Annotated in this window: 24 protein-coding genes; 11 read left to right on the forward strand and 13 right to left on the reverse strand. The window is 66.3% G+C overall.

From position 1 onward, the window contains the following. Positions 1 to 36: 36 nt before the first annotated feature. Both FK256_RS02340 and dapD read right to left on the reverse strand, forming a co-directional pair. Entirely contained in the window at positions 37 to 1,626 is a 1,590-nt protein-coding gene (locus tag FK256_RS02340) for an OmpA family protein (RefSeq protein WP_141423544.1), read from the reverse strand. 215 nt (positions 1,627 to 1,841) lie between these two features. Then, on the reverse strand, positions 1,842 to 2,825 hold the full coding sequence (gene dapD / locus FK256_RS02345; RefSeq protein WP_021607396.1) for a 2,3,4,5-tetrahydropyridine-2,6-dicarboxylate N-succinyltransferase: 984 nt from the start codon (positions 2,823 to 2,825) through the stop codon (positions 1,842 to 1,844). Positions 2,826 to 2,886: 61 nt separating this feature from the next. Between dapD and FK256_RS02350 the strand changes: the two genes are divergently transcribed. Then, complete coding sequence (locus FK256_RS02350) at positions 2,887 to 3,621, forward strand: histidine phosphatase family protein (RefSeq protein WP_141423545.1); 735 nt, start codon at positions 2,887 to 2,889, stop codon at positions 3,619 to 3,621. Beyond that, a complete protein-coding gene (locus FK256_RS02355) occupies positions 3,618 to 4,400 on the forward strand; it encodes a hypothetical protein (protein WP_244936102.1) in 783 nt (260 codons plus the stop codon). Before FK256_RS02350 ends, FK256_RS02355 begins: the two co-directional genes overlap by 4 nt. A 46-nt stretch (positions 4,401 to 4,446) precedes the next feature. Here FK256_RS02355 and FK256_RS02360 read toward each other — a convergent pair whose 3' ends face one another. Then, on the reverse strand, positions 4,447 to 4,911 hold the full coding sequence (locus FK256_RS02360; protein WP_141423546.1) for a PLD nuclease N-terminal domain-containing protein: 465 nt from the start codon (positions 4,909 to 4,911) through the stop codon (positions 4,447 to 4,449). A gap of 86 nt (positions 4,912 to 4,997) precedes the next feature. Here FK256_RS02360 and FK256_RS02365 point away from each other — a divergent pair, with 86 nt between their 5' ends. Then, a complete protein-coding gene (locus FK256_RS02365; RefSeq protein WP_141423547.1) occupies positions 4,998 to 6,404 on the forward strand; it encodes an AMP-binding protein in 1,407 nt (468 codons plus the stop codon). On the opposite strand, the gene FK256_RS02370 is transcribed toward FK256_RS02365, so the two are convergent. Together FK256_RS02370 and FK256_RS02375 are read right to left on the reverse strand one after the other, a co-directional pair. Then, positions 6,388 to 7,320 (reverse strand): PfkB family carbohydrate kinase, encoded by a 933-nt coding sequence (locus tag FK256_RS02370; protein ID WP_141423548.1) that lies wholly within the window; start codon positions 7,318 to 7,320, stop codon positions 6,388 to 6,390. The two genes, FK256_RS02365 and FK256_RS02370, sit on opposite strands and share 17 nt — an antisense overlap. Beyond that, on the reverse strand, positions 7,317 to 8,426 hold the full coding sequence (locus tag FK256_RS02375; protein WP_425321571.1) for an ADP-ribosylglycohydrolase family protein: 1,110 nt from the start codon (positions 8,424 to 8,426) through the stop codon (positions 7,317 to 7,319). Before FK256_RS02375 ends, FK256_RS02370 begins: the two co-directional genes overlap by 4 nt. 98 nt (positions 8,427 to 8,524) lie before the next feature. Here FK256_RS02375 and FK256_RS02380 point away from each other — a divergent pair, with 98 nt between their 5' ends. Further along, positions 8,525 to 9,496, forward strand: a complete 972-nt coding sequence (locus tag FK256_RS02380) for a 1,4-dihydroxy-2-naphthoate polyprenyltransferase (protein ID WP_141423549.1) — start codon at positions 8,525 to 8,527, stop codon at positions 9,494 to 9,496. A gap of 886 nt (positions 9,497 to 10,382) precedes the next feature. On the opposite strand, the gene FK256_RS02385 is transcribed toward FK256_RS02380, so the two are convergent. After that, on the reverse strand, positions 10,383 to 10,964 hold the full coding sequence (locus tag FK256_RS02385; RefSeq protein ID WP_141423550.1) for a YagU family protein: 582 nt from the start codon (positions 10,962 to 10,964) through the stop codon (positions 10,383 to 10,385). 238 nt (positions 10,965 to 11,202) lie between these two features. Further along, on the reverse strand, positions 11,203 to 11,649 hold the full coding sequence (locus tag FK256_RS02390; protein ID WP_141423551.1) for a hypothetical protein: 447 nt from the start codon (positions 11,647 to 11,649) through the stop codon (positions 11,203 to 11,205). Positions 11,650 to 11,916: 267 nt separating this feature from the next. On the opposite strand from FK256_RS02390, the gene FK256_RS02395 reads away from it, so the two are divergent. The 3 genes from FK256_RS02395 to FK256_RS02405 are packed head-to-tail and all read left to right on the forward strand — an operon-like array spanning position 11,917 to position 15,248. Further along, the gene (locus tag FK256_RS02395; protein ID WP_211343508.1) at positions 11,917 to 13,614 is read left to right on the forward strand and encodes a cytochrome c biogenesis protein CcdA; all 1,698 of its coding nucleotides are present in this window, start codon (positions 11,917 to 11,919) and stop codon (positions 13,612 to 13,614) included. Positions 13,615 to 13,653: 39 nt separating this feature from the next. Next, positions 13,654 to 14,286, forward strand: coding sequence for a sigma-70 family RNA polymerase sigma factor (locus tag FK256_RS02400; RefSeq protein WP_141423552.1), 633 nt, complete (start codon positions 13,654 to 13,656; stop codon positions 14,284 to 14,286). Beyond that, the gene (locus FK256_RS02405) at positions 14,283 to 15,248 is read left to right on the forward strand and encodes an anti-sigma factor (protein ID WP_141423553.1); all 966 of its coding nucleotides are present in this window, start codon (positions 14,283 to 14,285) and stop codon (positions 15,246 to 15,248) included. The genes FK256_RS02400 and FK256_RS02405 overlap by 4 nt, the downstream gene beginning before the upstream one ends. 363 nt (positions 15,249 to 15,611) lie before the next feature. Here FK256_RS02405 and FK256_RS02410 read toward each other — a convergent pair whose 3' ends face one another. From FK256_RS02410 to FK256_RS02425, 4 genes are all read right to left on the reverse strand, one after another. After that, positions 15,612 to 16,700 carry a 1,4-dihydroxy-2-naphthoyl-CoA synthase gene (locus FK256_RS02410; RefSeq protein ID WP_141423554.1) on the reverse strand — a complete coding sequence of 363 codons (1,089 nt, stop codon included), beginning with the start codon at positions 16,698 to 16,700 and terminating at the stop codon, positions 15,612 to 15,614. Positions 16,701 to 16,729: 29 nt separating this feature from the next. After that, positions 16,730 to 17,401, reverse strand: a complete 672-nt coding sequence (locus FK256_RS02415) for a response regulator (RefSeq protein ID WP_009234144.1) — start codon at positions 17,399 to 17,401, stop codon at positions 16,730 to 16,732. After that, entirely contained in the window at positions 17,394 to 18,122 is a 729-nt protein-coding gene (locus FK256_RS14530) for a sensor histidine kinase (RefSeq protein ID WP_021607955.1), read from the reverse strand. The genes FK256_RS02415 and FK256_RS14530 overlap by 8 nt, the downstream gene beginning before the upstream one ends. 607 nt (positions 18,123 to 18,729) lie before the next feature. After that, complete coding sequence (locus tag FK256_RS02425; protein WP_009234142.1) at positions 18,730 to 18,921, reverse strand: hypothetical protein; 192 nt, start codon at positions 18,919 to 18,921, stop codon at positions 18,730 to 18,732. A gap of 763 nt (positions 18,922 to 19,684) precedes the next feature. Between FK256_RS02425 and FK256_RS02430 the strand changes: the two genes are divergently transcribed. The 4 genes from FK256_RS02430 to FK256_RS02445 all read left to right on the forward strand — a co-directional run bounded on the left by FK256_RS02430 (position 19,685) and on the right by FK256_RS02445 (position 24,189). Further along, entirely contained in the window at positions 19,685 to 21,010 is a 1,326-nt protein-coding gene (locus tag FK256_RS02430) for a quaternary amine ABC transporter ATP-binding protein (RefSeq protein WP_141423555.1), read from the forward strand. Further along, the gene (locus FK256_RS02435) at positions 21,010 to 21,888 is read left to right on the forward strand and encodes an ABC transporter permease (protein ID WP_009234140.1); all 879 of its coding nucleotides are present in this window, start codon (positions 21,010 to 21,012) and stop codon (positions 21,886 to 21,888) included. Before FK256_RS02430 ends, FK256_RS02435 begins: the two co-directional genes overlap by 1 nt. A 66-nt stretch (positions 21,889 to 21,954) precedes the next feature. Further along, on the forward strand, positions 21,955 to 22,830 hold the full coding sequence (locus tag FK256_RS02440) for a glycine betaine ABC transporter substrate-binding protein (RefSeq protein ID WP_009234139.1): 876 nt from the start codon (positions 21,955 to 21,957) through the stop codon (positions 22,828 to 22,830). A 183-nt stretch (positions 22,831 to 23,013) separates the two neighbouring features. After that, entirely contained in the window at positions 23,014 to 24,189 is a 1,176-nt protein-coding gene (locus FK256_RS02445) for a hypothetical protein (protein ID WP_141423556.1), read from the forward strand. Here FK256_RS02445 and FK256_RS02450 read toward each other — a convergent pair. Both FK256_RS02450 and FK256_RS02455 read right to left on the reverse strand, forming a co-directional pair. After that, positions 24,153 to 24,668: a hypothetical protein gene (locus FK256_RS02450; RefSeq protein WP_244936103.1), complete on the reverse strand. Its 516-nt coding sequence runs from the start codon at positions 24,666 to 24,668 to the stop codon at positions 24,153 to 24,155. The two genes, FK256_RS02445 and FK256_RS02450, sit on opposite strands and share 37 nt — an antisense overlap. Before the next feature lie 265 nt (positions 24,669 to 24,933). Next, positions 24,934 to 25,539, reverse strand: coding sequence for a hypothetical protein (locus tag FK256_RS02455; protein WP_141423557.1), 606 nt, complete (start codon positions 25,537 to 25,539; stop codon positions 24,934 to 24,936). Between the last annotated feature and the right edge of the window lie 151 nt (positions 25,540 to 25,690).

A 25,690-nucleotide genomic window follows, 5' to 3' on the forward strand; every position in this document is an offset into this window, starting at 1 on the left:
GAGCATGGTTCCTCAGGGGCGTCGAGGACTGACTGCTTATCTCTTGACGGGGATGTCGGTGAGGCGGAAGGGGTTGTTGGGGCTGGGGGTGGAGTGCTGGGCGGGTTGGAGGTCGAGGGTGACGGTGTCCTGTCCGGTGTCGGGCCACACCACTGTCAGGGTCGTGGTGTCACCGGCACCTAGTTGGTTGTCGGCGGTGATCTCGCTGAGCGGGTGGTGGGTTCCCTCTGCAGCGGTGTAGTCGGCCGGGTAGTAGCGCGTCTGAGCGGTCAGCAGGCTCAGCCCCGTCACCGCGCTCGTCAGCCTGTTGTCATCCTCGCCGCGGGCGCTTCCGAGTATCTGGGTTGGTTGAAGCCAGTCCGCTGGGCCGGTTTGAGTGCCTCCGGGGCCTCCGGTGGCCTTGACCTCGCCGACGAGGTACTTTCCGCGGCGGGTGACCTCGGTGAGCACGAAGGTCAACTCGTCCTGTCTCCCATCCCGTTTGACCGTGACCCCCTCGCTGCCCTTGGCGACCGGTCCCTCGGCCTTAGGCAGGTCGCCACTGCCATGCCCCGTGCCTTTGCTCGCGTCGGGGCTCGACGTGGAGGAGGAGGCCTGGGTGGGGACCAGGGTGATCTCCACACGGCGGTTGAGCTGGCGGTTGCCGTCGGAGTCGTTGGGAACCCGCGGTGTGCTCTCGCCCTTACCGTCAGTGGACACCGAGAAGGCCGACATGTTGGTCAGCTGCCCCAGCCTGTCGGAGACGGACGTCGCCCGACGCTTCGACAGGTCCAGGTTGTGGGCGTCATCGGCGACGTCATCGGTGTGCCCCACGATCGAGACCTCGCCACCGGGGTAGGTGGACAGCTGGTCCGCCGCCTTCTTCAACGTGGCGTCCGCCTGGGCGCTCAGGTCGGCCGAGTCCGAGTCGAACAGGACGTCGGAGGCCAGATTGATGACCACCGACTTGCCCGTCACCCGCGTGTCCGAGGCCCCGTCCACCGAGGCGGTGAAGGTCTCCAACGCCACCGGATCAGGGCTGCTCTCGGTGTCGTAGACGTCCTCCAGCGCCTTCTTGGCCTCCTCGGACAGCTTGCCGTCGCGCACCACAGGCACGCCTTCGAACAGGCCGGACTCGGGCACCAGGACATTGACGGTCGTGGCGTCGACCGGCTTGAACAGGGCGTGCAACGTAGCATCGGGCTCCTCCTTCGTCAGCTCAGTGCTCTCGGAGGAGGCCTTGAAAGTCTCCTGTACCGTACCGGCGTCGAAGTCCACCAACCGCACGCCATCGGCACCAGTGAAGTTTCCCGTACCGCTCCAGGCCAGGTGCACGTCGAACTTCTTGCCGTCAGACGACAGACCGCCGGAGCCCATCTTGTCCAGGTGCACGGCCATGGGCACCACCATGACGTCGTCGGAGACCGCAGCCGGCCCCACCGTGACCTTCAAGGTCGCCCCCACAGTCGTCACCGTCCGAGTTACCCCCTGACCCGAACCACCTGAGGCACCAGCAGAGCTCGAGTTCGAGCCGTCCGATGAGCCGCCTTTCTTCCTCCTGTCCAGGCAGGCGGCCAGGACCGGCACCCCCAGGATCGACCAGCCACCCACCAGCAGCGCACGCCGAGACACACGCCCCAACACCATCACTCCCTCTCCGCGCGCCACACAGCATCCCCAGGCCCTACCCAGCCACAGAAACACAGTCGAACAAGATGATCATCTCATTTAATCACGATTTCATATAGCGCCATGGGAGTATTACCGATCCCCTGAGTATCGACTGGACCAGGGGCTCGTGCCTTCGGAAGAGGCTCTCAGTGGTGTCAGACGTGCAGACGGGGAGGCTCCGGCTCAGCGGCTCACTGGTTGGCTTGCAGTGGCGAGGTCAGCTCGATGCCCTTGCCGCCGCGGGCCAGCGCCTCGACGGCACCGGACTGGGAGTTGCGGCGGAACAGGACGTTGGAGGCACCGGCCAATTCGCGGGCCGAGACCACGCGCGGCTCCTTGAACAGGCCGTGGCTGCCGGGCACCACGCCGCCCTGCGGCATGAGGGAGACTTTCGTCCCGGCCGTCAGGTACAGCCCAGCCTCGACGACGCAGTCGTCACCCAGCGGGATCCCCAGCCCCGAGTTCGCGCCCAGCAGGCAGCGCTCGCCCAGGGCTACGCGCTGGCGGCCGCCGCCCGAGAGCATGCCCATGGTGGAGGCGCCGCCGCCGACGTCGGAGCCGTCACCGATGATGACGCCCTGGGAGATGCGGCCCTCGACCATGGAGCGGCCCAGCGTCCCGGCGTTGTAGTTGACGAAGCCGGCGTGCATGACCGTGGTGCCCTCGGACAGGTAGGCGCCCAGGCGCACGTTCGAGGCATTGCCGATGCGCACGCCCGAGGGTAGGACGTAGTCGGTCATGCGGGGGAACTTGTCCACCGAGTGGACCTGTACCGGGCGCCCCAGAGCGGCGCGCAGGCGGGTGCGGGTGGTCTCGAAGTCCTCGGCGCGGCAGGGGCCGGCGGAGGTCCACACCACGTTGGGCAGGCGGGAAAAGATCCCATCCAGGTTGACGGTGTTGGGCTTGGTCAGGCGGTGGGACAGAGCGTGCAGGCGCAGGTAGGCGCCGGCCACCGTCTGGGGGGCGTCGTCGAGATCGGCCCAGGTGCGCACCACGGTGGTGTGTACGCCGCGGGCCTCATCGCGGCGCTCCATGGCGCTCAGGGTCGACAGGAGGTCGGCATGGCCGTCCTCGGGCTCATCGCCGAGAACCGGGCGGGGGTACCACACGTCAAGGGTGTTGCCGTCGTCGGTTACGGTCGCCAGACCGAGACCCCAGGCACTGCGAGTCGTCATGGGGAACACCCTACGGGACCCGGTGGCTGACCGAGGTGGACGGGCGTGCGAGAATCACCGCATGGCGCGCACGACGATCCACCTCATGCGGCACGGCGAGGTGCACAACCCCGAGGGCCTCCTCTACGGCCGCCTGCCCGGCTACCACCTGTCGACCCTGGGCCACCAGATGGCCCAGCAGGTCGCCGATGTCCTGTCCGCCTCCGGGCACGACATCACCCGGGTCATCACCTCGCCCCTGGAGCGGGCCCGCGAGTCCGGAGCGCCCACGGCCGCGGCCTTCGGCCTGACGCCGACGACGGACGCCCGGCTCATCGAGGCGGGCAACCGCTTCGAGGGCGTGGCCGTCAACCGCAACCGCTGGATCCTGGCCCACCCCGCCAACTGGAGCAACTACGTCAACCCGCTGCGCCCCTCCTGGGGCGAGCCCTACCGCGAGATCGTCGAACGCATGCGCGGCGCCGTCGTCTCCGCGCTGGGCATCGCCGAGGGCCACGAGGCTCTTCTCGTCTCCCATCAGCTGCCCGTCTGGTCGCTGCGCCTCTTCCTGGAAGGACGCTCTCTGGCCCATGACCCGCGCCGGCGCCAGTGCGCCCTGGCCTCCCTGACCTCGCTGACCTTCGAGGACCGCACCCTGGTGGGGCTGGCCTACTGGGAGCCGGCCGGAGACCTGCTGCGCCAGGCCCGCGATATGGTGCCCGGCACCTCCGCCGCCCGGGCCGCCACCGGCCGGCCCCTCCACACCGACAGCGACAACAGCGACAACAGTGCCAACAGCACCGAGGCGGCGCGGTGACCCAGCAGCCGCCCTCGCGCCCTGTCGGCGGCCAGGTCGTGCGCACCGGCAACCGGTCTGCCGCATCCGGCGAGGTGACGCGCACCGGGGCCCGGCGGCCCTCCCCGAGGCGCCCCTGGACCGGGCAGGACTTCGTGTGGTGGCACACCGCCGCCGTCCTGACCGCCACCCGACAGGGCCGGCAACCCAACCCGGTCTCACCGGCCATCGACCCCGTGCGCCCGGCCCTGGGATCCGGTGAGGTCATGCTGGCCACCTGCGACGCCGAGCTGCTCATGTGGCGGCGCGGGGACGCCGCCTACAACCCCTCCCGCGGCTTCTTCCTTGCCGGCGGCCCCGTCGGCCTGGCCCTGACAGCCGCCTTCTTCGGCGGACAGGCCTACCTCAACCACCGGCGCCGCCGCGCCGCCGAGGCCGATGCCGTTGAGAAGTGGCGCCACCTGGCCGCCGCCCGCCTGACCGTCTCCACCCACGGCATCTACCTGGGTACGGGGGAGGGCGTCATGCCCATCTCCTACGCCGACATCCAGGAGGTCCGGCTCACCGCCACCGGGGAGATCGTCATCGCCGCCGCCAACGCCTCCGGCTCGGTGCGCCTGAAGATCCGGGCCCAGTGGGCCGAGCTCGTCCTCATCCTGTGGTCGGTGCGCTACATGCCCGAGCACCCTCAGATCGTGGGGCGTGCCTGGATGCCGGACGACTGGCTCATCCACGCCGCCGCCCACGGCTACGACGTCGACACGGGTCCCTGGCCCAAAGCGCAGAAGGCCCTTCCTTGAGATCGTCTGAGACCCGACGTCCTAGTCCCGGTCTTCCCCCGGTTTCTCAGCGCTGATCGGTGTCGGGCCGGTTGGTGCCGCCAGCATCTCCGGCATCGGACTGCCCAGTATCCTTCCCGGTATCGTCCCCGATCCCCGTATCGCCATCGCCGCCGTCGACGGACTTCTCCGGGTGGTGCTTACGACGACGGATGTCCTGCTCCAGGTCCCGCAGGAACTCGGGGTCGTCGTCGGGAGCCATGGGCCGGGCCCGCTCCGGGCGACGGAAGGTCGTGCCCTCCCTGGAGGACCACACGGTGGGCTCCACATAGCCGCCGCGCTCCTCGGCGGCCTTGACCCGCGAGACGATGATCCAGGCGATCGGCCCGACGGCTGGGAACACGACGATGAGCATGATCCACAGGAACTTCGGCATCCGCGCCGGCAGGCTCTCCTCCGGCGTGCGCGCGCAGTCCAGCAGGGCGTACAGCGTCAGGGCGAACGCCAGGACGGTGGGGAGGACGATACGCATGCGCCAACCCTAACCGAGCCGCACGGTCCTGCAGGCCCCTGCATCTGCGCATATCCCTCCCTCCGAAGGCGTGGCACGATCGTCCCGTGCCCGCCCCGCCCGCCTTCCGCCTCATGACCGGTGGAACCGCCCCCAACGATGTCGACGCCCTGCGCGCCGTCCTCGCCGAGCGCCTCGCTCGGCGAGGCCTGCTGACGGCCCAAGGCGGCTGGCCGGCCGCCGGTACCGCGGATCGAGGCGGGGACGAAGAAAGGGGGAGAACCGCACCGCCCCTCCCACTGCTCGTGCCCATCGGCCCGGGCGAGGATGGGGACCGCGCCCGGGCCGACCTGGTGCGCCGCATCACCCGAGTCCCCCCGCGCACCGACCTCGTCCTGCGCACCTCCGGCTCCACCACCGGCACCGGACAGCTCATCGCCGTCAGCGCCGCCGCCCTAGTGGCCTCCGCCCGCGCCACCCACGATCGCCTGGGCGGCCCGGGAACCTGGCTCCTGCCACTGCCAGCCCACCATGTCGCCGGCCTGCAGATCCTCATCCGCTCCCTCATAGCCGCAACCGCTCCCGTCATAGTGGACACGAGCACGGGATTCAGCCCGGCGGCGCTCGCGGAGGCCCTGCGCTCGGCCCGGCCCTCCGCCGCTCCGACTGCCGACCCCGCTGCCGGTTCTGCTGCGACTCGCCTCTACGTCTCCCTGGTCCCCACCCAACTGGTGCGCGTCCTGCGCGAGCCGGCGGCGAGCCGCGCCCTGACCGAGGTCGACGCCGTTCTCCTGGGGGGCGCCGCCGTGGACCCGGCGCTGCTGGCCCGAGCCCGGCAGGCAGGCATCCGCGTGGTCACCACCTACGGCATGAGCGAGACCGGCGGGGGCTGCGTCTACAACGGCCGCCCCCTGGACGGCGTCGAGCTCTCCATCCAGAACCCCGACGCCGAAGGCGCAGGCCGCATCCTCATCTCCGGTCCGGTCCTGGCCGAGGGCTACCTGCAACCCGCCGACCGCGCGGCCGACGACGCCGGCGGGAGCTTTCTCAAAAGCGCTGGTAAACGCGTCCTGGCCACCTCGGACCGGGGCCGGCTGCGCTCCGATGGGCGCCTGGAGGTCCTGGGCCGCCTGGACGATGTCATCATCACCGGCGGCGTCAAGGTCGAGCCCCGCACCGTGGAGGAGGCCCTCACCGGCCTGGATACGGTGGCCGAGGCCTGCGCCGTCGGCCTGCCGGATACGCAGTGGGGCAGCGTGGTCGTCGCCGCCGTCGTACTCGAACCCGCAGCCGGGCAGGAGACGCCCGGCAACCGAGGCGGCCCCGACGGCGAGGCCCTGCGCGAGGCGGTCCGCACCCGGCTGGACGGCGCACATGCCCCCAAGCGGATCGTCGTTCTGGAGGCCCTGCCGCTGCGCCCCAGCGGCAAGGTCGACCGGCGCGCGGTCGCCCGGCTCCTCGCCGCAGCCGCAGAGCCCGTCGAGCCCAGCGAGCTTCTTAGGCCAGGGCCCTGATCTCCGCCTCACTCGGGCAGGTCGCCGGGCCGAAATGCGTCGTCGTCAGGGCGCCGGCGATGTTCGCCCAGCGCAGGGCCGTCGCCAGGTCCGTGCCGCGGGCCAGCGCGGCGGCCAGGACCCCCGAGTGCGCGTCCCCAGCGCCGTTCGTGTCCACGGGCGTCACCGGGATGCTCGGGGTTCGGGTCGCCGAACCGCCGTCGGCGAACCAGGAGCCCCGCTCCCCGGCCCGTACCAGTACCGTCCCGAGCAGGCCCGACAGCGCCTCGCAGGTGCTGGCGTGGTCGCCGACCTCCACCGCCGACCCCAGACGGGCGGCGAGCAGACCCGACTCCCGCTCGTTGAGAGACCAGATGGGCTCCAGCTCGCCGATGCGCTCCAGCGCGGGCAGCGGAACTGAGCCGACCATGGGGGAAACGTCGAACAGCGCCCGGCAACCCACCCGGTCCTGTGCCAGCCGTCCCACCAGCCGCTCCAGCGCGACCCTGGAGGCCTCATCGGCCAGGGAGTAGCCGGAGATGTAGACGACGTCGTCGCCGCGCACCTCGAGGTGGTTGAAGGCGTCGAGCGGCCCCCGGGTCTCGGCGCCGCGCGTGGAGACGAAGGTGCGCTCGGCTCGCGCATCGGTCATGGCCACGCAGTAGCCCTGGTCGCCCGGTACGAGCGGCCCGACGTGGTCCACCCCGATCGCCTCCAGGGCCTGCCGAGCCGCCTCGGCGAAGGGTCCCTCGCCCAGCGGCCCGGCATACAGGGTCTCGACGCCGAGCCCGCGGGCAGCCGCCAGCACGTTGAAGCCACCGCCGACGGCCATGGCGGCCTCGTCGGCGAACACATCGGCGCCTGGCTCGGGAAGCGCCTCGACCCGTAGGACCAGGTCGATAACGACCTGACCGGTGTGAATGACCCGCCCGGTCATGACCGCCTCCCGTCTGAGATGACCTCCTGGGACCTCCCGCCGCCCCCGGAGCGGATAGCGAGCAGGGCCTCGCAGAGCGGGCCGAGTTCTAGGCCCGAGCGTTCCAGCACCTGGCCGACCGGCTCGGCGGGAAGAAGACGAGGTGCGCTTGCTCCTAGGATCGCCCCGGCCATCGCGGCGATGGTGTCGGTGTCGCCCCCGAGCTCGGCGATGAAGCACAGGCCGGTCAGGGGGCGCTGCGCGAACTCGCGCACCACGACCAGGGCACAGGGGACCGATTCCGCCGACTCCACCGAGGTTCCGACATACTCGCGCAAATAGTTGGCCAGGGCGTCATCATGCAGGTTCCTGCTCGTCTCCAGGGCCAAGCGGGCGCGGGCCACCACGGAGGCCTTCTCCGTCCAGTGGCCCCTCCCGGGATGGGCGGCCACGAAGTCCAGCGCCGCCTCCAGGGCGGCCTCGGCGTCGGCTCCGTCGATGGCCGCGCTGACCGCGGCGGCGATGAGCCCGGCAGCCTCGAAGCCCTGGCGGGTGTCATGGGTGACCAGGCAGGAGTCGTGAATGGCCCGGGCCAGAGCGTCGTCCGCGGTACTCAGGGAGAAGGCGATGCCCACCGGGGCTACTCGCATGGAGGCGCCGTTGGTAGTGCCCTCCCGACCGGTGCGGCGCGGGTCAGCACCGGCGCGCACCCGCTCCAGAGCGAGCTTCGTGGAGGGACCCAGCAGGTCCAAGGAGCCGCGGGCGCGCACGTTGTCCTCCCAGGTCAGGAGGGTATCGGCGAACCGGTGGGGGTCGATGTGACCGCCGCCGTCGATGAGGAGGCCGGCCAGGATGAGGGCCTGCTCGGTGTCATCCGTGACGCTGCCCGCCGGCATCGAGGGGGCGATGGGCTGCTCGGCTACGGCGCTGCGCAGGCCGGTGATGGTGCCGTAGTGCTGGCGGATCTGCTCCGGGCTCATGGACTGGGTGGGCATGCCCAGCGCGTCGCCGAGGGCCAGACCGGTCAGCGCCCCCAGGGCACGCTCGCGCATCGAGGGGACATCCGCCGGGCGCCCGGGTGCGGGATCGCCCGAAGGGGCGCGGGGACGGGAAGCTGCGGCTGTCACGGGGTCTTCCTGATGATGACAGTGCTGGTGAGAGTGCCGGCACCGGTGGTGGCGCTGGTAGGGTCGCTGCCGCCTACCCTAGAGGATTGGAGAGAGTCGTGAGCGTCGAGAGCGCACAGGACGGCGGACCTCGCGCCACCAGCTGGGCGGAGGTAGTGCGCCTGCGCACCCTGCCTGCCGCCGTCGCCCCCGTCATCCTGGGCGCCGGGGCCGCAGCCGCGATGGGGAACCTCTCGGTAGTGCGTGTCCTCCTGGCCGCGGGCGTGGCCCTGGCGCTGCAAGTCGGCTGCAACCTGGCCAATGACTACTCCGACGGCGTGCGCGGCACCGACGACGATCGCTCCGGGCCGCCCCGCCTGACCGCCTCCGGGCAGGTCGCCCCCGGCACGGTCAAGCTCGCCGCCTTCGGCTGCTTCGGACTGGGAGCCCTCCTGGGCCTGGCCCTGGTGGTCCTGAGCGGACACTGGTGGCTGCTGATCATCGGCGCTGCGGCGATCGCGGCCGCCTGGTTCTACACCGGAGGCCCCCGCCCCTACGGCTACGCTGGCCTGGGGGAAGTGTTCGTGTTCGTCTTCTTCGGCCTGGTCGCTACCGTGGGAACCACCTACGTCCAGGCCGGCACGGTCCCGGGCTGGCTGTGGCCCTCGGCCTGCGGGATCGGCCTGCTCGCCTGCTCCCTGCTCATGGTCAACAACCTGCGCGACATCGACACCGACCCCCGCCACGGCAAGATGACCCTGGCCGTCCGCCTGGGGGAGCAGGGGGCGCGGCGCGCCTTCTCTGCCATGCTCTACCTGCCTCTCCTCCTGGGAGCGGTCGGGCTCCTATGGGCGCGTGATGCCGGATCGGCCAGTCCCGCCGACGGTGGGGGGCGGGTCAGCCCGTTGCTGAGCCTGCTGATCTCAGTGGGTGTGCCGCTCCTGCTCTTGCCACTGGTCCGTCGAGCCACCGCCCCTGTTCGCGCTGATGCCAGGGGCCGCGACCTCATCGGCTCCCTGCGTGACGCAGGACTTCTGGAGCTGGCTTACGGCATCGCCTTCGCAGCCGCTACCGTCATCATCACTCTGTGAGGTTTTCTCCGACTCCGCCAACCTGTCGTGATCCCATGTGAGACCGGCGTGTCGAAGTGAAGCACACGTTAAGATGTTGTGATCTGAGCCACGTGAATATGTTTGATGATCGGCGTCCGTGATCGGAAGGGGGTCATAATGTCTCTCGATGGTGTGCAAAGCGATGAGCCGCAGACGCGCATTCCTCGTAGTTGGTGCTCTCGGGATCGTCTGGTTCTGACGATTCTGCGTTCTCCGGGAATGATGGGGAGCGCGTTGTTTCTCATCTTGATGTTTGGTGGAGTGGGGTACACCTCCTTTTCTAGTATGTTAGAGGAAGGACTGCCCTTATTTGATCTGTCGACATCTGATGGATGGTTTCATGTCCTGCTTGTGGCGGTTATCCTTCTTATCTTCTTCATGTCTTTCTTCCTGCTTTTCAGTTATTTGGTAGTGGATTCTGAAGGGCTGCACTTGCACAGGTTTATAGTTTTCTGGTGGTGGTCCCGAGACGTCTCTTGGGTTGATTTCAGGTGGGGTAGCTTTTTGAAGCGTACTGCATCGAATGGTGCAGTCACAGCAACTCTGTGCGTGTCTTCTGACTGGAGATCATGGGAGCCGGAGGAAGGTGAGGGTGAAGAATTCTTGAATACCTACTACCCTCCGATCATGACTGCTAGGGGGTCTCAGATTCCAGGTTTGCGAGGTGTTGGCGTGTCTGGGCTCGCAGGTGCAAGGCGTGTGGCACTGGCTTGGCGCCAGATTGTGGACTGGGCGGAGTACAAGGGATATCTACGGCAAGGCGACACCCGTCCTGGAGTCGCTTAACGACGTTGCCAAATGACGTGGGCTGCACCGAAATAACGGTGCAGCCCACATTGTGGGGGTGGCGGGAAGCCGCTGTGGCTCAGCGGGCCGGTTCGGCATCGAGTGGAATCCAGGGATCGGGCTGGTGGGTGATGCGGTTGCGCAGGTCGCGGCGCACCAGCTCGATGGACCACAGCCAGATGACGTGCCCCAGCGCCTCGGAGAAATGCTCCGCCCAGGTCTGCCCGCCGGCGACCCATGGGAAGGGCGAGGGAACCGTGCCCGTCAGCGGCATAAGCACCAGGTGCGCCCCCACCCACACGAGCAGACCGAAGGCGGCCCCCTGCCACAGCGTGATCGACTTGTAGTACTCCGCCATGACGCAGTAGAAGAGGGCGAAGACGATCGCGAAGCTGAAGTGGATGATGAAGGAGTAGATCGGCAGGCCCTCGTTGCCGTTGAAGGTGACGCCGGTGTGGGACTGCTCCGAGGTCATCCCCAGTTGCTCCAGGAGCCTCTGAGGTGGGTTCGTGGCGTTGCGCTCCGGGGTGCGGGGCGGGAAAGGGACCTCCCATCCGAACTTAACGATGGCGGAGAAGAGCCCTCCGATGATGCCGACGACGATTGCGGTTCCGATCCGTCGCCGCGTGGGGTCGGTCTTTTCCAACAGGGTGGACATCATGGGCGCCTCCGGGGGATCGGGGGAGCGGACAGGGCAGTGACCGGGTCGGTGGACGGCTTGCAGTTCGAACGGTGTCTTGGTCGTCCGTTGTCCACCGACCCGGCCTCCGGAAGCCTGGCATGAGAAGTGGTCCGACCGCAACGCTGTCGTGATCTACAGCTGGCCGTGTCCCACGTGTGCTGGAGAGGGGATTGAAAGGGTAGAACATGAGGAGGACCCCGTCAAATGGATGGTGGGCTCAGTTGCCGCCGCCCTGCTCGTTGCCGCTGTCGGGCTTCGCGGAGCCGCCCTGCTGGTTGCTGCCACTACCCCCGTTGCCCTGGTGGTTGTCGCCCTGAACGGAGCCGCCCTGCTGGCTGGTGGCGGTGCTGTCTGAGCCGCCCTGGTGGTCGCCGCCCTCGGAGCCGCCCTGCTGGTCGCCGCCCTCGGAGCCGCCCTGCTGGTCGCCGCCCTCGGGCTTCGCGGAACCTTCGACGCCGCCCTTGTTGTCGGCACCGCCGGACATCTTGCTGTCGGCGCTGGGGGTCGCGGCGCCGCCGTCGCTGCTCTTGCCGGCGGTCTGGTCGGTGGCGGGAGTGGTCGAATTGCTCGAGCCGGAGCCGGAGCAGGCGGCCAGACCGAGTCCGGCGGTGACGATGAGGAGTGAGGCGGCGAAGGCCTTGGCACGAGTAGCGGTGGATCGCATGAGTTCTCCTTATGCGGTTGCTGGTGCGGTGTCAGTGCGGGTCGGCGTGAATCACTGTGAGTCACTGAGAGGCGACCCGCTCTTGCGGATCCGGAGTCGCCGTCGTCCGTGCTGTTTGCAGACGTTTCACGTGGGAGTCCGACGGCGCCCGTCGTAAGTGACGATCGTCATAGACGGCTATGTGGTTGTTCGACAATCCCCGTTGCCGATGGCTCCGAACCACTTTCGAGACTAGCAACAACAAACGGACCGAAAGGGTGAATCATCGTGACAACCATCTCTAGTCTGGTGGTCATCGGACTGCTCGGAGGGCTTATCACGGGCATCTCGCCGTGCGTCCTGCCCGTGCTCCCCGTCATCCTCCTCTCCGCGGGAGCGCAGGGCGCACGTGGGGACGGAGAGGAGTCCGGCGGCGGCCCCGTCTCCCGTTTTCATCCCTACCTCGTGGTGACCGGCCTTGTGGTCAGTTTCACGGCGTTCACGCTTCTGGGGTCGACCCTGCTGAGCCTTCTCCACCTGCCGCAGGACCTCATCCGGTGGATCGGCATCGTCATGCTCGCCCTCATCGGCCTGGGCATGATGCTGCCGAGGGTCATGGAGATCCTGGAGCGCCCCTTCGCGCGCTTCCAGCGCTTCGGCGGTTCGAAGAACCCCTCGAACGGGTTCCTCCTCGGCCTGGTGCTGGGGGCCGCCTATGTGCCCTGCGCCGGCCCGGTTCTGGCGGCCGTCGCCGTGGCGGGTGCTACGGGGAGGATCGGCGTCGACACCGTCGCACTGGCCCTGTCCTTCGCCATCGGCACGGCGATCCCGCTGCTGGCCTTCGCCTTGGCCGGGCGCGGCATCACGGAGCGGATCCGGGCCTTCCGCACCCGTCAGCGCGCCATCCGCGTTACCGCTGGCGTCGTCATGCTCGGCCTGTCCGTGGCACTGGTCCTGGACGCCCCGGCTGCTCTCCAGCGCCGTCTGCCCGACTACACGGCCTCCCTCCAATCCCGCACTGATTCCCTTTTGCACGGTGATTCCTCCTCTGGACCCTGCAGGCCTGGAGCCGCCAAGCTCGGCGACTGCGGGCCGCTACCCGCCATCGAGGGTGCGGTGGCCTGGCTCAACACGCCCGGCGACCAGCCCCTGACCCAGAAGGACCGTGCCGGCAAGGTCACCCTGGTGGACTTCTTCGCCTACTCCTGCATCAACTGCCAGCGTTCCGTACCCGGCATCGAGAAGCTGCACCAGACCTACGCCAAGTACGGCCTGCAGGTGATCGGCGTCCACTCCCCTGAGTACGCCTTCGAGAAGGAGGTCGACAATGTGCGCGGTGGCGTCGAGCGCCTGGGCATCACCTACCCGGTGGCCGTCGACTCCAACCTGACCACGTGGACCAACTTCGACAACCACTACTGGCCCGCCCACTACCTGGCCGACGCTAAGGGCAACGTCCGCCAGACCCACGTCGGCGAAGGCGGGGAGGCCACCACGGAGAAGCACATCCGCGAACTGCTCAAGCAGGCCGATCCGAACGCGTCCCTGCCCGCACCCGTTTTCTCCGAGGCTAACGACGACGCGGGCACGAACAGCCCCCGCACCCCCGAGACCTACCTGGGCTCGGACCGGGCCTCCGGCTTCGCACAGGGCGCCCTGCACAAGGGACAGCACTCCTTCTCCTTCCCCTCCCATCTTCAGGCCGACACCTTCGCCCTGGACGGCACATGGAAGGTTGAGCCGCAGTCCATCGCCCCGGTTGAGGGTAAGGGCCGCCTGCGCCTGTCCTACCGCGGCAAGCAGGTCAACCTCGTCGTCTCCGGGGAGGGAGACCTGACCTGGACGGTCAACGGACAAACCCGCACCACCCACGTCTCCGGCGTTCCCAACGGGATGGAACTGGTCCACACCGACGAGGCGGGATCAGGCGAGCTCGAGCTGGAGGCATCGCCCGGGCTGCAGCTGTACTCCTTCACCTTCGGGTGATCCGACAGTGACGGCAGGGACGACCGAGGAGACGATGCGATGAGCCTGGTGACGCTGGAACCGCGGACCGGGACGCGCACCGTCCCCGCCCGCGGGCTCACCTACCATTCCCCTGTGACAAGCAGCAGTTCCAGCAGCTCCGAGGGGGAGTGGATCGCACAGGTGGCCGACGGCGATGCCGACGCCTTCGCCCGCCTCTACGACGCCTGGTCCTCTCGCCTTTTCGCGCTGATCCTGCAGATCGTCGTCGACCACGCCCAGAGCGAGGAGGTCCTCCAGGAAGTCTTCCTCGAGGTGTGGCGCACGGCCGGCTCCTTCTCCCCGACCCGGGGCAGCGCCCGTGCCTGGCTAGTGACCATGGCCAGGCGCCGGGCCATCGACCGGGTCCGTTCCTCCCAATCCTCCCGGGACCGGGAGAGCCGGTGGCATGACTACATGCCCGACGTCGACCTGACAATCCAACAGGTCGAGGACAGACTCGTGGGCGAGCAGGTGCACCGGGCGCTCGAGGCAGTGGGGGAGCCCTACCGCTCCACCATCGAGCTGGCCTACTTCACCGGCCTGACCCACCGCGAGATCGCCCGCCGCACGGATACGCCGTTGGGAACGGTCAAAACCCGCATCAGGGACGGAATGGCACGGTTACGACGAGAGCTGGGGGTGCAGTCATGAGCGACCGCGACAAGACTCACGAGGGCGCCATCAACGGCGGTGCCGATGCGCCGGGCGCCGGGGGGCTCGATGGCGTCAGGGCCATCGACGACGTCGAGGTCTTCGACGATGAGCTCGACTCGGAGACAGGCGCCCTGCTCGGGGCCTCGCTCAGGCCCGTGGCCCCGCCGGCCGAGATCCGCTCTTCCCTGTTGGAGGCCATCGCGCGCGAGCCGCAGACGGATCAAGTTGACGAGGCCGTCGGCACTGCTGATGAGGGCGCCAATGAGACCGGCGGTGACGCCGACGGCGACTCCGTGGTGAACTCTTCCGCGGAGCCTGTCGCTGAGCATGGAACCGATGGACATGGAGCCGGCTCGGCCGGCTCGGTGAACTCATCCGTTGTCTCTCTCGATGCACGCCGCGGGCGCCGCTCCTCCTGGCGCACCGGCCTGATACGGGCGGCCGCGGCCGTGGTCCTGCTCGGCGTCGGGGTCGGCGTGGGGCGCTGGAGCGCACGGGGCGCGGTCGACGAGGCGATGGACTCCATGGCCCCCACCCAGCACTACGCCCACCTCAATCAGGCCCAGGACGTCCAGCGGGTGACCGACACGATGCCGGACGGCCACGTCGCGACCCTCACCTGGTCTCGGGATATGAGCATGACCGCGTTGACCCTACCGGCTGCCATGAAGGAGTCGGCCGGTGAGCGCAGTCTCCAGGTCTGGCTCAAAGAGGGGGAGGCGACCACCTCGCTGGGCGTCTACGACCCCCGCGACGGTGCCGGTTTCTCCTTCCTCGACATCATGCCCAAGCCCGGCCAGCAGATCGTCATCACCATGGAGCCGACCGGCGGATCGGTCCAGCCGACGACGCCGCCTCTGGTTACCTTGCGGGTGAGCGAGGACTCCGACCGGGCCGGCACCGCGACCGGTTCACCGTCCCCCGGGCCCTCGGCCAGTCCTGCCGGGGACTCCGCCTAGCGGCTGGCCGAGGAGCGGCATGGTGAAACGAGCACCCAAATCGTGATGCAGTTAACAGTGAAATCACTCTGAGAATCTCGGCCTCGATACTGATGGACGTCAGTGCGCCTGGGGTAATTTCCCGGCATTCCGCGGTTTCCTGAGGTCCGGCTGGAGGGGCGGCCGGAGAGGGCGGTGGCCGTCGCGATGAGCAGAAGATGATGAGTACTTCTTTTACCGTCTCCGGCAGGAGTCTGCGGAGAATTCTGAGAGCGTGAATTCCCTTTCAGAATATTCTCCCCATTCCGGTACTCGCTATGAATCGGAATGTCGTCGATATATCGACCGTAAGCCTTGAGATGCGGTCTCGACGGCGGCTCAGGGTCAGAAATAGTACGGGAAGGGAGACCAGTCGGGCGTGCGGCGCTGGAGGAATGCGTCGCGCCCTTCGACGGCCTCGTCGGTCATGTAGGCCAGGCGCGTGGCCTCGCCGGCGAAGACCTGCTGGCCGGCCAGGCCGTCGTCGGCCAGGTTGAAGGCGAGTTTGAGCATGCGGATGGCCTGCGGGGACTTTCCTGCCACGGTGGCCGCGTACTCCAGGGCCCGCTCCTCGAGCTCGGCGTGGGGGACCGCTTCGTTGATGACCCCCCAGCGTTCGGCGGTGACGGCGTCGTAGGTGCGGGCCAGGAAGAAGATCTCGCGAGCGCGCTTGTCCCCGACCTGGCGGGCCAGGAGCGCGGAGCCGTAGCCGGCGTCGAAGCTGCCGACATCCGCGTCGGCCTGTTTGAAACGCGCGTGCTCGATGGATGCCAGGGACAGGTCGCATACGACGTTGAGGCTGTGCCCGCCGCCGGCCGCCCAGCCCGGCACAGCGGCGATGACGGCCTTGGGCATGGTGCGGATGAGGCGTTGGACCTCCAGGATGTGGAGGCGGCCGGCCCGCGCGGTGTCGAGGCGGGCCTGGGCGGCGGCGACGTCAGCCTCGTGACTGTAGGCGCCATCGTCCGCATCGCCGGTGGCCCCAGTCGTCGTCTCGGGAGCAGCGGACGCCTGGTCGCGCTCGTAGCGGTAGCCGTCCCGGCCGCGGATGCGCTGGTCGCCCCCGGAAGAGAAGGCCCAACCGCCGTCGCGCGGGGAGGGACCGTTACCGGTGAGTATGACGGCGCCGACGTCGCCACTCATGCGCGCATGATCCAGGACCCGGTAGAGCTCGTCGACGGTGTGGGGGCGGAAGGCGTTGCGCACCTCGGGGCGGTTGAAAGCTACCCGGACCACCGGCAGATCCCGCAGCCAGGTGCCGTCCCCGTCCCGCACGCATCCCCGGTGGTAGGTGACGTCCGTGAGGGCCTCCTGCGACAGTGGGCCACCGGCCTTGGTGTGGAGGAAGCCGGGCACCTCGCGCCAATGGGAGGGATCGAAGATCTCCGAGACGCGGTGCGGCAGCGGGCGGAATGGGGCAGGGCTGGCGTTCATGGCCCCAGCGTAGGGCCGGTCGAACTCGCTCAGTTTCCCAGGGCAGCGGCGATGAGCTCGGTGCGCGAGGTGTGACCGAGGCGGTGGAGGACCTCGGAGACGTAGATGCGCACGGTGTTCTCGGAGATGTCGAGCCTCCTGGCGATGCGGCGGTTGGTCAGACCCTCCAGGAGACAGGCGTAGACCTCCTGAAGCCGAGGCGGGAGCTCGGCGACCAACTGCTGGGTGCGGGCCTCAGCGGTTCGACGGCGCTGCTCGGACTGGTAGGCGTTGACGAGCATCTCCGTGGGGCGCGAGGACATGACCGGTTCGCCTCGGCTGGCGCGGAGAAGTGCAGCGGCGACGTTCTCCGTGCTCTCATCCTTGGTGATGAATCCGTTGACGCCTTCTGCCAGGGCATCGGCGAGCATTTCGTCGCGGCTGAAAACGGTGAACATGACAATAGGCATTTTGGGGAAGCGCTGGTAGATCGCTTTCGCGGTCTGGGCCCCATCCATATCCGGCATGTCGCTGTCCAGCAGGACGACGTCGATCGGCTGCTGCCCGGTCATGAGCAGGCTGATGGCCTGTCTTCCCCCGGAAGCTGCGGCCACGACGGTGATGGCCCGTTGCGCATCGAGTTGCTCGGCAAAAGTGGTACGGATGACGGGATCGTCATCGACGATGAGGACTCGCAGGGAACGCAAGGTGTGGCTAGGCATAAGCGGCTCCTTCCGGCGGTGACATGAGGGATCTCGCATTAGTGGTCGGTATGGCGATCTCGTTCCAGGGGAGACTGGCGAGAACGGTCCAGGAGGTTCCGATCCGGTTGGAGCTCAGTGAACCCCCGGCGCTCTCGAACCGATCCTGGAGCGCCAGTAAACCGTACCCTCCGCGCATCTCCTCGGGGACCTCCTGCGCCCGCCAAGGAGAGCTGCAACTGATGAAGAGGGTGTCCTGCTCGTGTTCCACGAAGAGGGAGACGAGGTCGTGCGGGGAATTGTATTTGAGGGCATTGAGGGTGTTCTCGCGAATGAAGGCTACCAGGAGCCGGCCGGGTTCGGAGCGGTGCAATGATGGGATCTTCTCGATGCCGTCGAGGTCCGCATCCAGGACGATCTCGCGCTGGGACAGCGTGGCGGCGCTGGAATCGATGATCTCCTGAAGGGTGGGCTCTTCCTTGGGCAGCCCCTGGGAGACGGCGAGGTTGTGAATGAGCAGGCGCAAATGGGACAGGGCCTGCTGGGTACGGTCCTGCAGATCGAGAATGCGGTCGCGGTCGTCACCGTTCGGAATCTTGATGGAGCGGGAGATGATGAGCATACGGGTGAGGTCGGCGGCCAGGTCGTCGTGGAGACTGTCAGCAATGTCACGGCGCAGCTGTTGAATGAGCTCGGCAGCGATCTCCTTGGAACGCTCCGCCTCCTGTTGTATCTGCTCCAAGCGTTCCTTGGCTCGTCGCAGTATAATTCCAATACTTGAGCACATAAGGCCCCATAAGATGGTTGGGGCCAGAATATTAGTTAATGCGTATTCGCCGCTAATTTGCGCCAAAAATAGAATCGAAAATTCAAGGATTGCTAAGCGAATCCTGTCTGTTGCAATGAGGTCGACTATGATGGCGTAGACGAGGATCCATCCCCATGAGGGGTGTATGTTTGGCGTTATGAAAGACAGTACAAGTACTGTTGTAAATCCTGCCATGCCGACAGGGAGTTTTTTGATGTAGATATAAATTATGAATGTGAAGATCTGCAGTACTTCGTAGGTTACTGAAACTCGGTCGGGTGAGGTGAGGAGAGTTTGAAGGTCGAGGAGTGTGATGAGTGAGGCGGTGAGTAGCAGCGTAACTCTCCGCAAGTGCGGCATAAATCTGTTGTACCGCACCCAAAAGAAGGAGAGTAGACTTGTTCTCTGCATTCTGGGAATAAATTAACTATCGGTTTTTGGTTCTGTAATGGTTGGTGGTGGGATTGCCTTGAATGAACTCAAGGGTGTTTACTCCTGCAGAGTTTTGTTGCAGGAGTAAACACCTCAAGAGCCAGTGATTTTATGACCAGAACTTTGAGCGGCTGCATGCCGGAGCGGGCGGGAAGAGGAGGCACCAGTCGTTGTATGCCCTGCCCATGAATGTCGGTGAGTTGTCCTGCTTCGCGGGGGCGGTGGTCGGCGCGGCGCTGGCCGGCGCGGCGAAGCCCGCCAGAAGGAGGGCGACAAGAGAGATGCGGGCGACGGTTTTCATCGGGGAACTCCTATCTAAGAGGGGTGTCAATGCGCGATTTATCCTACCATTCTTGTAGTTTGGGACAACTGCGTTCTTTGGGTGGCTTCGGTTGATTCGCTTCTCAACAAAATTGTTGAAATGGAGGGCGGTGCCCGTTCTGGGGCCCGCCCGGATGGGAGGCAAGGTGCGGTTGCTTCCCGCTGCCCTGCGGCCATGATGTGGGGTGATGAGACCGCCAACCGCCCCTTCTCTCCCGTAGTCGACGGCGGGGGGTGTGTACTGCGTGGCCCGTCATTGTGATCCGAGACGCGATCTGATCCGACGTCAGATCTTCGGAAGGTCCACCCCGCGCCGAACGTCGACACAAAATGTGAATATACTCACTTATAGGGTGTTTGAGATCCTCCAGTTGCGGATGTGCGAATCATTGGATATGTGGCCTGTCTGTGTTCGTCGGTGCGCATGGCTCATGGGAGTCCTCGTTATCCGTGAGCGTTTCAATCATTTCCGGCGCTGAGGATCGGTGAGACCGACTCTACTCGTGAGGCGATCCTCGTCCCGCTCGTCGGGCGTGTCCCCAACCACGCCCGCAGGCGTGTCAAGGCCCAACGGCCCGCGAATCCGAGGGTCCTGGGGTGCTTTCAAATTGACCACCCGAATGCTCCGCAGCACCATGAAATGGGCTTGTGGCCGTCACGAGGGTCCTGGAAGCGGGCTTCACAATCCGCCTCTGTATCCTCCTTGCGGTGCAGGTCCAGGAGTCTAGATCGCGAGGAGTGCTGTGAAAGTAATAGAGGCCAACCATGTCTACAAGGTCTTCGGTCGCCGATCGTCTGACGGAGTCAAGAAGCTCAAGGCTGGCAAGACGCGGGACGACCTGAGGAAGTCGGGGCAGACCGCCGCCGTCATCGACACTTCCTTCGACGTTGACAAGGGTGAGATCTTCGTCGTCATGGGCCTGTCGGGCTCGGGCAAGTCCACGCTCATCCGCATGGTCAATGGCCTGCTTCCCATCACCGCGGGCAGCATGACCCTCTACGGGGAGGACCTGGCCCACATCTCCAAGTCGAAGCTGCGCGAGCTGCGCCGCAGGCGGGTCTCCATGGTCTTCCAGAACTTCGCACTCCTACCGCACCGGACAGTGGGGGAGAACGCCGCCTACGGCCTGGAGATCCAGGGGGTCGGCCGTTCTGAGCGCGAGCGTCGGGCCGAGAAGGCCCTGTCACTGGTCGGGCTGGAGGGCTGGGGCGGCTATAAGCCGGGCGAGCTCTCCGGAGGGATGCGCCAGCGTGTGGGACTCGCCCGCGCGCTAGCCGCCGAGACCGACATCCTGCTCATGGACGAGGCCTTCTCCGCGCTCGATCCGCTGATCCGCCGCGAGATGCAGGACCAGCTCATCGACCTTCAGGGCAAACTCGGTAAGACGATCCTGTTCATCACCCACGACCTCAACGAGGCCATGCGGCTGGGGGACCGGATCGCGATGATGCGCGACGGGCGCATCGAACAGGTCGGTACCGCCGAGGAGATCCTCCGAGACCCCGCCTCCGACTACGTCTCGCGGTTCGTGGCCGACGTCGACCGCACCCGGGTGCTGACGGCCGGTTCCATTGCGGAACCGCCCTACGCGATCCTGGGCTCGGACCGCAGCCCGCGCGCCGCCCACAAGCTCCTGAGGGAGAACCAGCCCTCATGGCTGCTGGTGCAGAACCGCGACCGCACGCCCTTCGGATACGTTTGGGAGGACGACGTCGCCCGCGCGGTCAAGGAGGGCTCCGACATCCTGCCGCTATCCACGGTCCACGAGATGCCGGTCGTGTCGCACACGACCCCCGTCAACGAGCTGTTCTCCTACGCCGCGCAGCACGCTGCCCCCATCGTCGTCGTCGACGACGACGGGCGGATCTCCGGGGTCATTCCACGTGTCACCCTGCTGGCGGCCATCAGTGATCAGAACCAGGGTGTGAGCGCCGGCAGCGCTGAGGACGCCGAGAGCTCCGAGCCTGCACAGGCCGATGACGCCGCGCGGAACGCCGTGGCGGAGCAGACCGACGAGCAGGCCGGAGAGGCCAGTGAGACCACCGAGGCCGAAGGAGCCGACGCCTGATGATTCCCGTACAGACCTTCATTCCCAAGATTCCTCTGGGCAAGCTGGTCGAAGGCCTCATTGACTGGATCCAGAACCATCTTCACGGCCTCCTCACCGTGGTCTCCCATGCCGGGACCTCGGTCAACGACACGCTCGTGGACCTGCTCTTGGCCGTGCCGCCGTTGCTCATGGTGATCGTCTTCGCGCTCATCGCCTGGGTGGCGAAGTCATGGAGGCTGGCGGTGGGAACCGCCGTCACCTTCCTGCTCGTCATCTCCCTGGGGCAGTGGGACAACGCAATGGAGACATTGGTCCTGGTCACCATCGCCACCCTGACCGCTCTCATCTTCGCGATCCCCTTGGGGATCTGGGCCGCCCGGAACAAGTACGTCAGCGCGGTCATTCGCCCGGTCCTCGATCTGATGCAGACGATGCCCGCCTTCGTCTACCTCATCCCCTCAGTCCTGTTCTTCTCCATCGGAGTGGTTCCCGGCATGTTCGCCACGCTCATCTTCTCCATGCCCCCCGGGGTGCGGATGACCGAGTTGGGCATCAAGCAGGTGGACAAGGAGACCGTTGAGGCGGGTCGCTCCTTCGGTGCGACCGACTGGCAGATCCTTCGGGGCATCCAGCTGCCCCTGGCCATCCCCACCATCATGGCCGGCGTCAATCAGGTCATCATGTTGGCCCTGTCCATGGCCGTCATCGCGGGCATGGTCGGCGCCGACGGCCTGGGCAAGGAAGTCGTCAACGCCCTGTCCACTATCGACATTGCCAAGGGGACCGAGGCGGGACTGTCCATCGTGTTCCTGGCGATCTTCCTGGACCGGGTGACCGCGGCTCTCGGTGCGCCGCGGGAGGAGGGCTCGCTGCTCTCGCTCATCAAGAAGCGGTGACTCATGACTCGACAATGCTCTTCCGCTCCGCCCTCGCCGACGCCGGGCGCCCACCGAAGGAATGCCATGCGAACCTCCCGCCGCACGTTCACTACCGCCCTTGCCTCGCTGGCGGCCGCGGGATCCCTGGCCGCTTGCGGCAGGAGCTCTGGCGGGAGCAAACGGCTCCGGCTGGGCTTCGTCCCGTCCTGGAGCGATGGCCTGTCCATGACCCATCTGCTCAAGACTCAGCTCGAGAAGGCCGGGTACCAGATCAAGCTGACCGACCTGAGCGAGGCCGGGCCGCTCTACGCGGGACTCAGCCAGGGGGCGGTGGATCTCTACCCCTCGGCATGGCCCGACATCACCCACAAGGACTATATGGACAAGTACCGCAAGTACATCGAGGACCTGGGGGCCTACTACGACTCGGCCAAGCTGTGTTGGTCGGTCCCCGACTACTCCTCGATGGCCTCGATCGAGGACATCAAGCCCCACGCCTCGCAGATCGACAACCGGATCGTCGGTATCGAGCCAGGGTCCGGTCTGGTCAAGGTCTCCGAGGAGAAGGTGATCCCGGCATACGGGCTGCAGGACATGAAGTTCCTGACTTCCTCCACTGCGAGCATGCTCACCGAGCTCAAGAAAGCCGTTGACGCCAAGCAGGAGATCGTCGTCACCCTGTGGCACCCCTTCTGGGCGAACACCACCTTCAACATGCGCGACCTGGAGGATCCCAAGGGGGCCTTCGGCAAGGGCGAAGGACTCCATTTCCTGGGGCGCGAGGGATTCGCGCAGGAGTATCCCGAGGTCGCCAGCTGGCTCGGCTCCATCAAGATGGATGAGGCCACCTATGGCAGCCTCGAGGACTTGGTCGTCAACACCTATGGCGAGGGCAAGGAGGATGAGGCCGCCATCGCCTGGTCCCAGAAGTATCCGCAGTACGACTTCAAGAAATCCTGATGCCATACGGACCTTCCGTCCCCTCCTAGTGCAGGGTGGCGCTCGAAGCGCCGTGATCCCGTCGTCGGCGTGCTCGACGGCGGGATCGCTCGTGGGAAATGCGACCGCCAATGGGGAGCAGAGCCTATCGCGGGAGCGTGCTCCACCCGCGTAGCGTCGGTGCCGAAGAGAAAGGAGGTTCCCATGGGCTCAGGCGGCAGGTCCTACGACGATCAGGGGAGCGGTTCATCCGAGCTGCGCCCCTTGGTATTCCCCAACAGCGCGGCTCGAAGGAAGCAGTGGATCTCATGGGGACTTGGTGTCAGCGCTCTCGTCGTCCTGGTCGGCTCCTTCATACTCATGCAGGTGGTCGCTGCGAATGCAGTCGCGGTGCGTGATGGTGTCGGCTGGGTGCTGGCACTACTCGCCGGCCTTCTCCTGGCGCCCCTTCCGCTGGTCATGTACTCGATGCTGATGGCCCTTGGCTCCTTGCGCAGCAGAGCTGGAATGCGCGTGGACGCGGGTGGGATCCATCTGAGCTCGGAGAGAGGGGACAGGACGTTGGACTGGGACAGCGTGCGCGGTCATATCGACGTCGTCGTGACCACCTGCTCGTCTCAGTTGAGCAGGGCGTCGGCCTTCATCCGCACCGTTGTGGTCCTCGGAGGCGATCGGATCGAGCTTCCCTGGCTCGATGTCACGGGGGCTGACGAGCGCCAGGCGCAGCAGCGGGTGCGGGAGCACGCCGTCGACCTCCTGGCCCGGGACCCGCATCCAGAGGTCTCGGTCCTGCCTGCGGAATCGGGACTGAAGCGCCCCGCGTCCCTTCTTATGGAACAGTTCAGCGCCAACGGAGGCGCGACGTCGCTCACTGTGCGCTGCTTCGCCCTCATTCCGCCTCTTGCCCTGGCCGCCGAGCTCGCCGCCCTCATCTGGGGCGGTTCGGGATACACCCTTCCCCTCCTCGTCATTCCGAGGGCTGTTGGCCTGGTGGACCTGTGCGCGCTGGTGTACCTGGTGGTGCTGTCCTCCTGGCTGCATGCGCCGACCTACGTCATCGCTGACGCCTCAGGGCTGACGGTCCATGGGCGTCAGGGCCGCTGGAAGGGGCAGTACGCGCTGACCTGGGATCAGGTGCGCGGTCGTCTGGAATCGCAGGTCGTCAAGGTTCCCGCGGGCTGGGAGGCGCAGGTCGTGTGCCGCGCCGACGACGGGCGCGATGTCGTTCTGACGGGGGCCTCGTTGCTTGCCCCGGATGAGCGCACGGCCAGGCGCATGGCGCACGAGCGCATCGCCCTCATTTCCTCCTACGATCCGGCTGGCCCATCGGCGGACGAGGAGATCTACTCCTCGATGCGGTTGCCGTCCTCGTCGAGGTAGTAGCCCTCGTCATCGATCGGGCGGAAGGTCATCCGGCCATCGGCGATCTCCTCGGCGAAGTGCTCCCGGGTCATCATGCGAACTTTGCGTCCTCGTTCCTTGAGCTCCTCATAACTCACTGATGTGTCCCACGGTTTTTCAATCGAGCAAATAACGATGATGAAGAACAGACATACGAAACCTGTCATGTACAGGGCTGTGGGCAACGTCGGGATGAAGAAGACTGATGCAGCGGCTGCAACGGGCGCGAACACGAAAGAGATGACCGCTGCTGCTGCTCCCTTATAGTCTGGCGATCGTCTGGCTCGCATGATGAGGCGTATCATGGCGGTGTCGACCGTCTTGCGGACAAGAACTGTCAGGATAGCGATCCCTGTCACCTGATTGAAATCCAAGCCTGATTGGGTAAGTGTCGACCATACTGCGACCAGTGCTCCGAGTATGATTGCCTCAGGGATTCCCACAATGACTTGCCCCATTATTGTTGTCTGAAGAGGGATTGGGGACTCCCAAGGTTCTTTACGTGCTTCGCTATTAACTATGTTCGCTTTCATGTTAATGCTGTGGGGTTTGTTCGCAGAGTCAGCGGATGGGTGCGTGTATGCAGGTATGTTTAATGTGGATCGCCAAGTGTGTTTGCAGGGGGTGTGCGTCGGTCGCTTCGCTTAATTCGTCGGGGCGGTCTGCGGTCTCTAAGACATGTCCATGATTCTAGAGAATTTCGCATTGCTTGCCAGCTGGTTGTCACTGGTTGGTTGATCGGTCTGTCTCGATGCGGTTGCCGTCCTCGTCGAGCAAGTAGCCCTCGTCATCGATCGGGCGGAAGGTCATCCGGCCGTCGGCGATCTCCTCGGCGAAGTGCTCCCGGGTCATCAGTCGGGTCTGGCGGCCGCGTTCCTTCATCTCCTCATAGGACATCGAAGTCTTCCACGGCTGTTCCAGCGTGCATGCGATGAGCATGAACAGTGCCCACGTGACCAGGGTCAACTGAGTGAGGGAGTGCGGTGCGAAGACCATGGCCGCCAGCGCTCCGCCGATGGCGGGGCAGATGATAGCGGCCACGGTTCGTTGTATTGCGTTCATGTCGTTGGTGCGCAGAATGCGCATGGTCAGGCGCATCGAGGAGGCGTCGAGGACCTCGCGCACCGCGGTCGCCAGAATGGCGAATCCCGTGACCTGGTCGGAGCCGAGTCCGGCGTGGGTGAGGGTGGACCAGGCGGCCACGACCACCCCTAGCGCGACTGCTTCAAGAATGCCGAGACCGATCCGTCCGTACACCACTCCCCGCAGGGGGACGGCAGGCTTCCAGCGCTGGTGGTTCGGCGTGTGAGCGATGCTGCGCGTGCTCATGTGTCCTCCTACCGCGTCTCGCAGCTACAGGCATCACCCCTTCACACTACCCACGATGTGACCTCAGTCGCACTTGATGATTGTCGGGGTGGGTGCTGCCATCGTGACGTCTAGTGGATGCCTGGGTACCTTTAGTGTTGGTAACTAGGGA

This window comes from Actinomyces johnsonii (assembly GCF_006546835.1).
In the GTDB taxonomy this organism is placed as follows: domain Bacteria; phylum Actinomycetota; class Actinomycetes; order Actinomycetales; family Actinomycetaceae; genus Actinomyces; species Actinomyces johnsonii.

Bases quoted from the DNA above. Each gene is read 5' to 3' on its own strand.
- FK256_RS02445 (WP_141423556.1), top strand. From the start codon at position 23,014: ATGGGCTCAGGCGGCAGGTCCTACGACGATCAGGGGAGCGGTTCATCC.
- FK256_RS02385 (WP_141423550.1), bottom strand. From the start codon at position 10,964: ATGATGTCCACCCTGTTGGAAAAGACCGACCCCACGCGGCGACGGATC.
- FK256_RS02415 (WP_009234144.1), bottom strand. From the start codon at position 17,401: ATGCCTAGCCACACCTTGCGTTCCCTGCGAGTCCTCATCGTCGATGAC.
- FK256_RS02390 (WP_141423551.1), bottom strand. From the start codon at position 11,649: ATGCGATCCACCGCTACTCGTGCCAAGGCCTTCGCCGCCTCACTCCTC.
- FK256_RS02440 (WP_009234139.1), top strand. From the start codon at position 21,955: ATGCGAACCTCCCGCCGCACGTTCACTACCGCCCTTGCCTCGCTGGCG.
- FK256_RS02425 (WP_009234142.1), bottom strand. From the start codon at position 18,921: ATGAAAACCGTCGCCCGCATCTCTCTTGTCGCCCTCCTTCTGGCGGGC.
- FK256_RS02405 (WP_141423553.1), top strand. From the start codon at position 14,283: ATGAGCGACCGCGACAAGACTCACGAGGGCGCCATCAACGGCGGTGCC.
- FK256_RS02455 (WP_141423557.1), bottom strand. From the start codon at position 25,539: ATGAGCACGCGCAGCATCGCTCACACGCCGAACCACCAGCGCTGGAAG.
- FK256_RS02370 (WP_141423548.1), bottom strand. From the start codon at position 7,320: ATGACCGGGCGGGTCATTCACACCGGTCAGGTCGTTATCGACCTGGTC.
- FK256_RS02400 (WP_141423552.1), top strand. From the start codon at position 13,654: ATGAGCCTGGTGACGCTGGAACCGCGGACCGGGACGCGCACCGTCCCC.
- FK256_RS02340 (WP_141423544.1), bottom strand. From the start codon at position 1,626: ATGGTGTTGGGGCGTGTGTCTCGGCGTGCGCTGCTGGTGGGTGGCTGG.
- dapD (WP_021607396.1), bottom strand. From the start codon at position 2,825: ATGACGACTCGCAGTGCCTGGGGTCTCGGTCTGGCGACCGTAACCGAC.
- FK256_RS02450 (WP_244936103.1), bottom strand. From the start codon at position 24,668: ATGGGGCAAGTCATTGTGGGAATCCCTGAGGCAATCATACTCGGAGCA.
- FK256_RS02435 (WP_009234140.1), top strand. From the start codon at position 21,010: ATGATTCCCGTACAGACCTTCATTCCCAAGATTCCTCTGGGCAAGCTG.
- FK256_RS02350 (WP_141423545.1), top strand. From the start codon at position 2,887: ATGGCGCGCACGACGATCCACCTCATGCGGCACGGCGAGGTGCACAAC.
- FK256_RS02410 (WP_141423554.1), bottom strand. From the start codon at position 16,700: ATGAACGCCAGCCCTGCCCCATTCCGCCCGCTGCCGCACCGCGTCTCG.
- FK256_RS02360 (WP_141423546.1), bottom strand. From the start codon at position 4,911: ATGCGTATCGTCCTCCCCACCGTCCTGGCGTTCGCCCTGACGCTGTAC.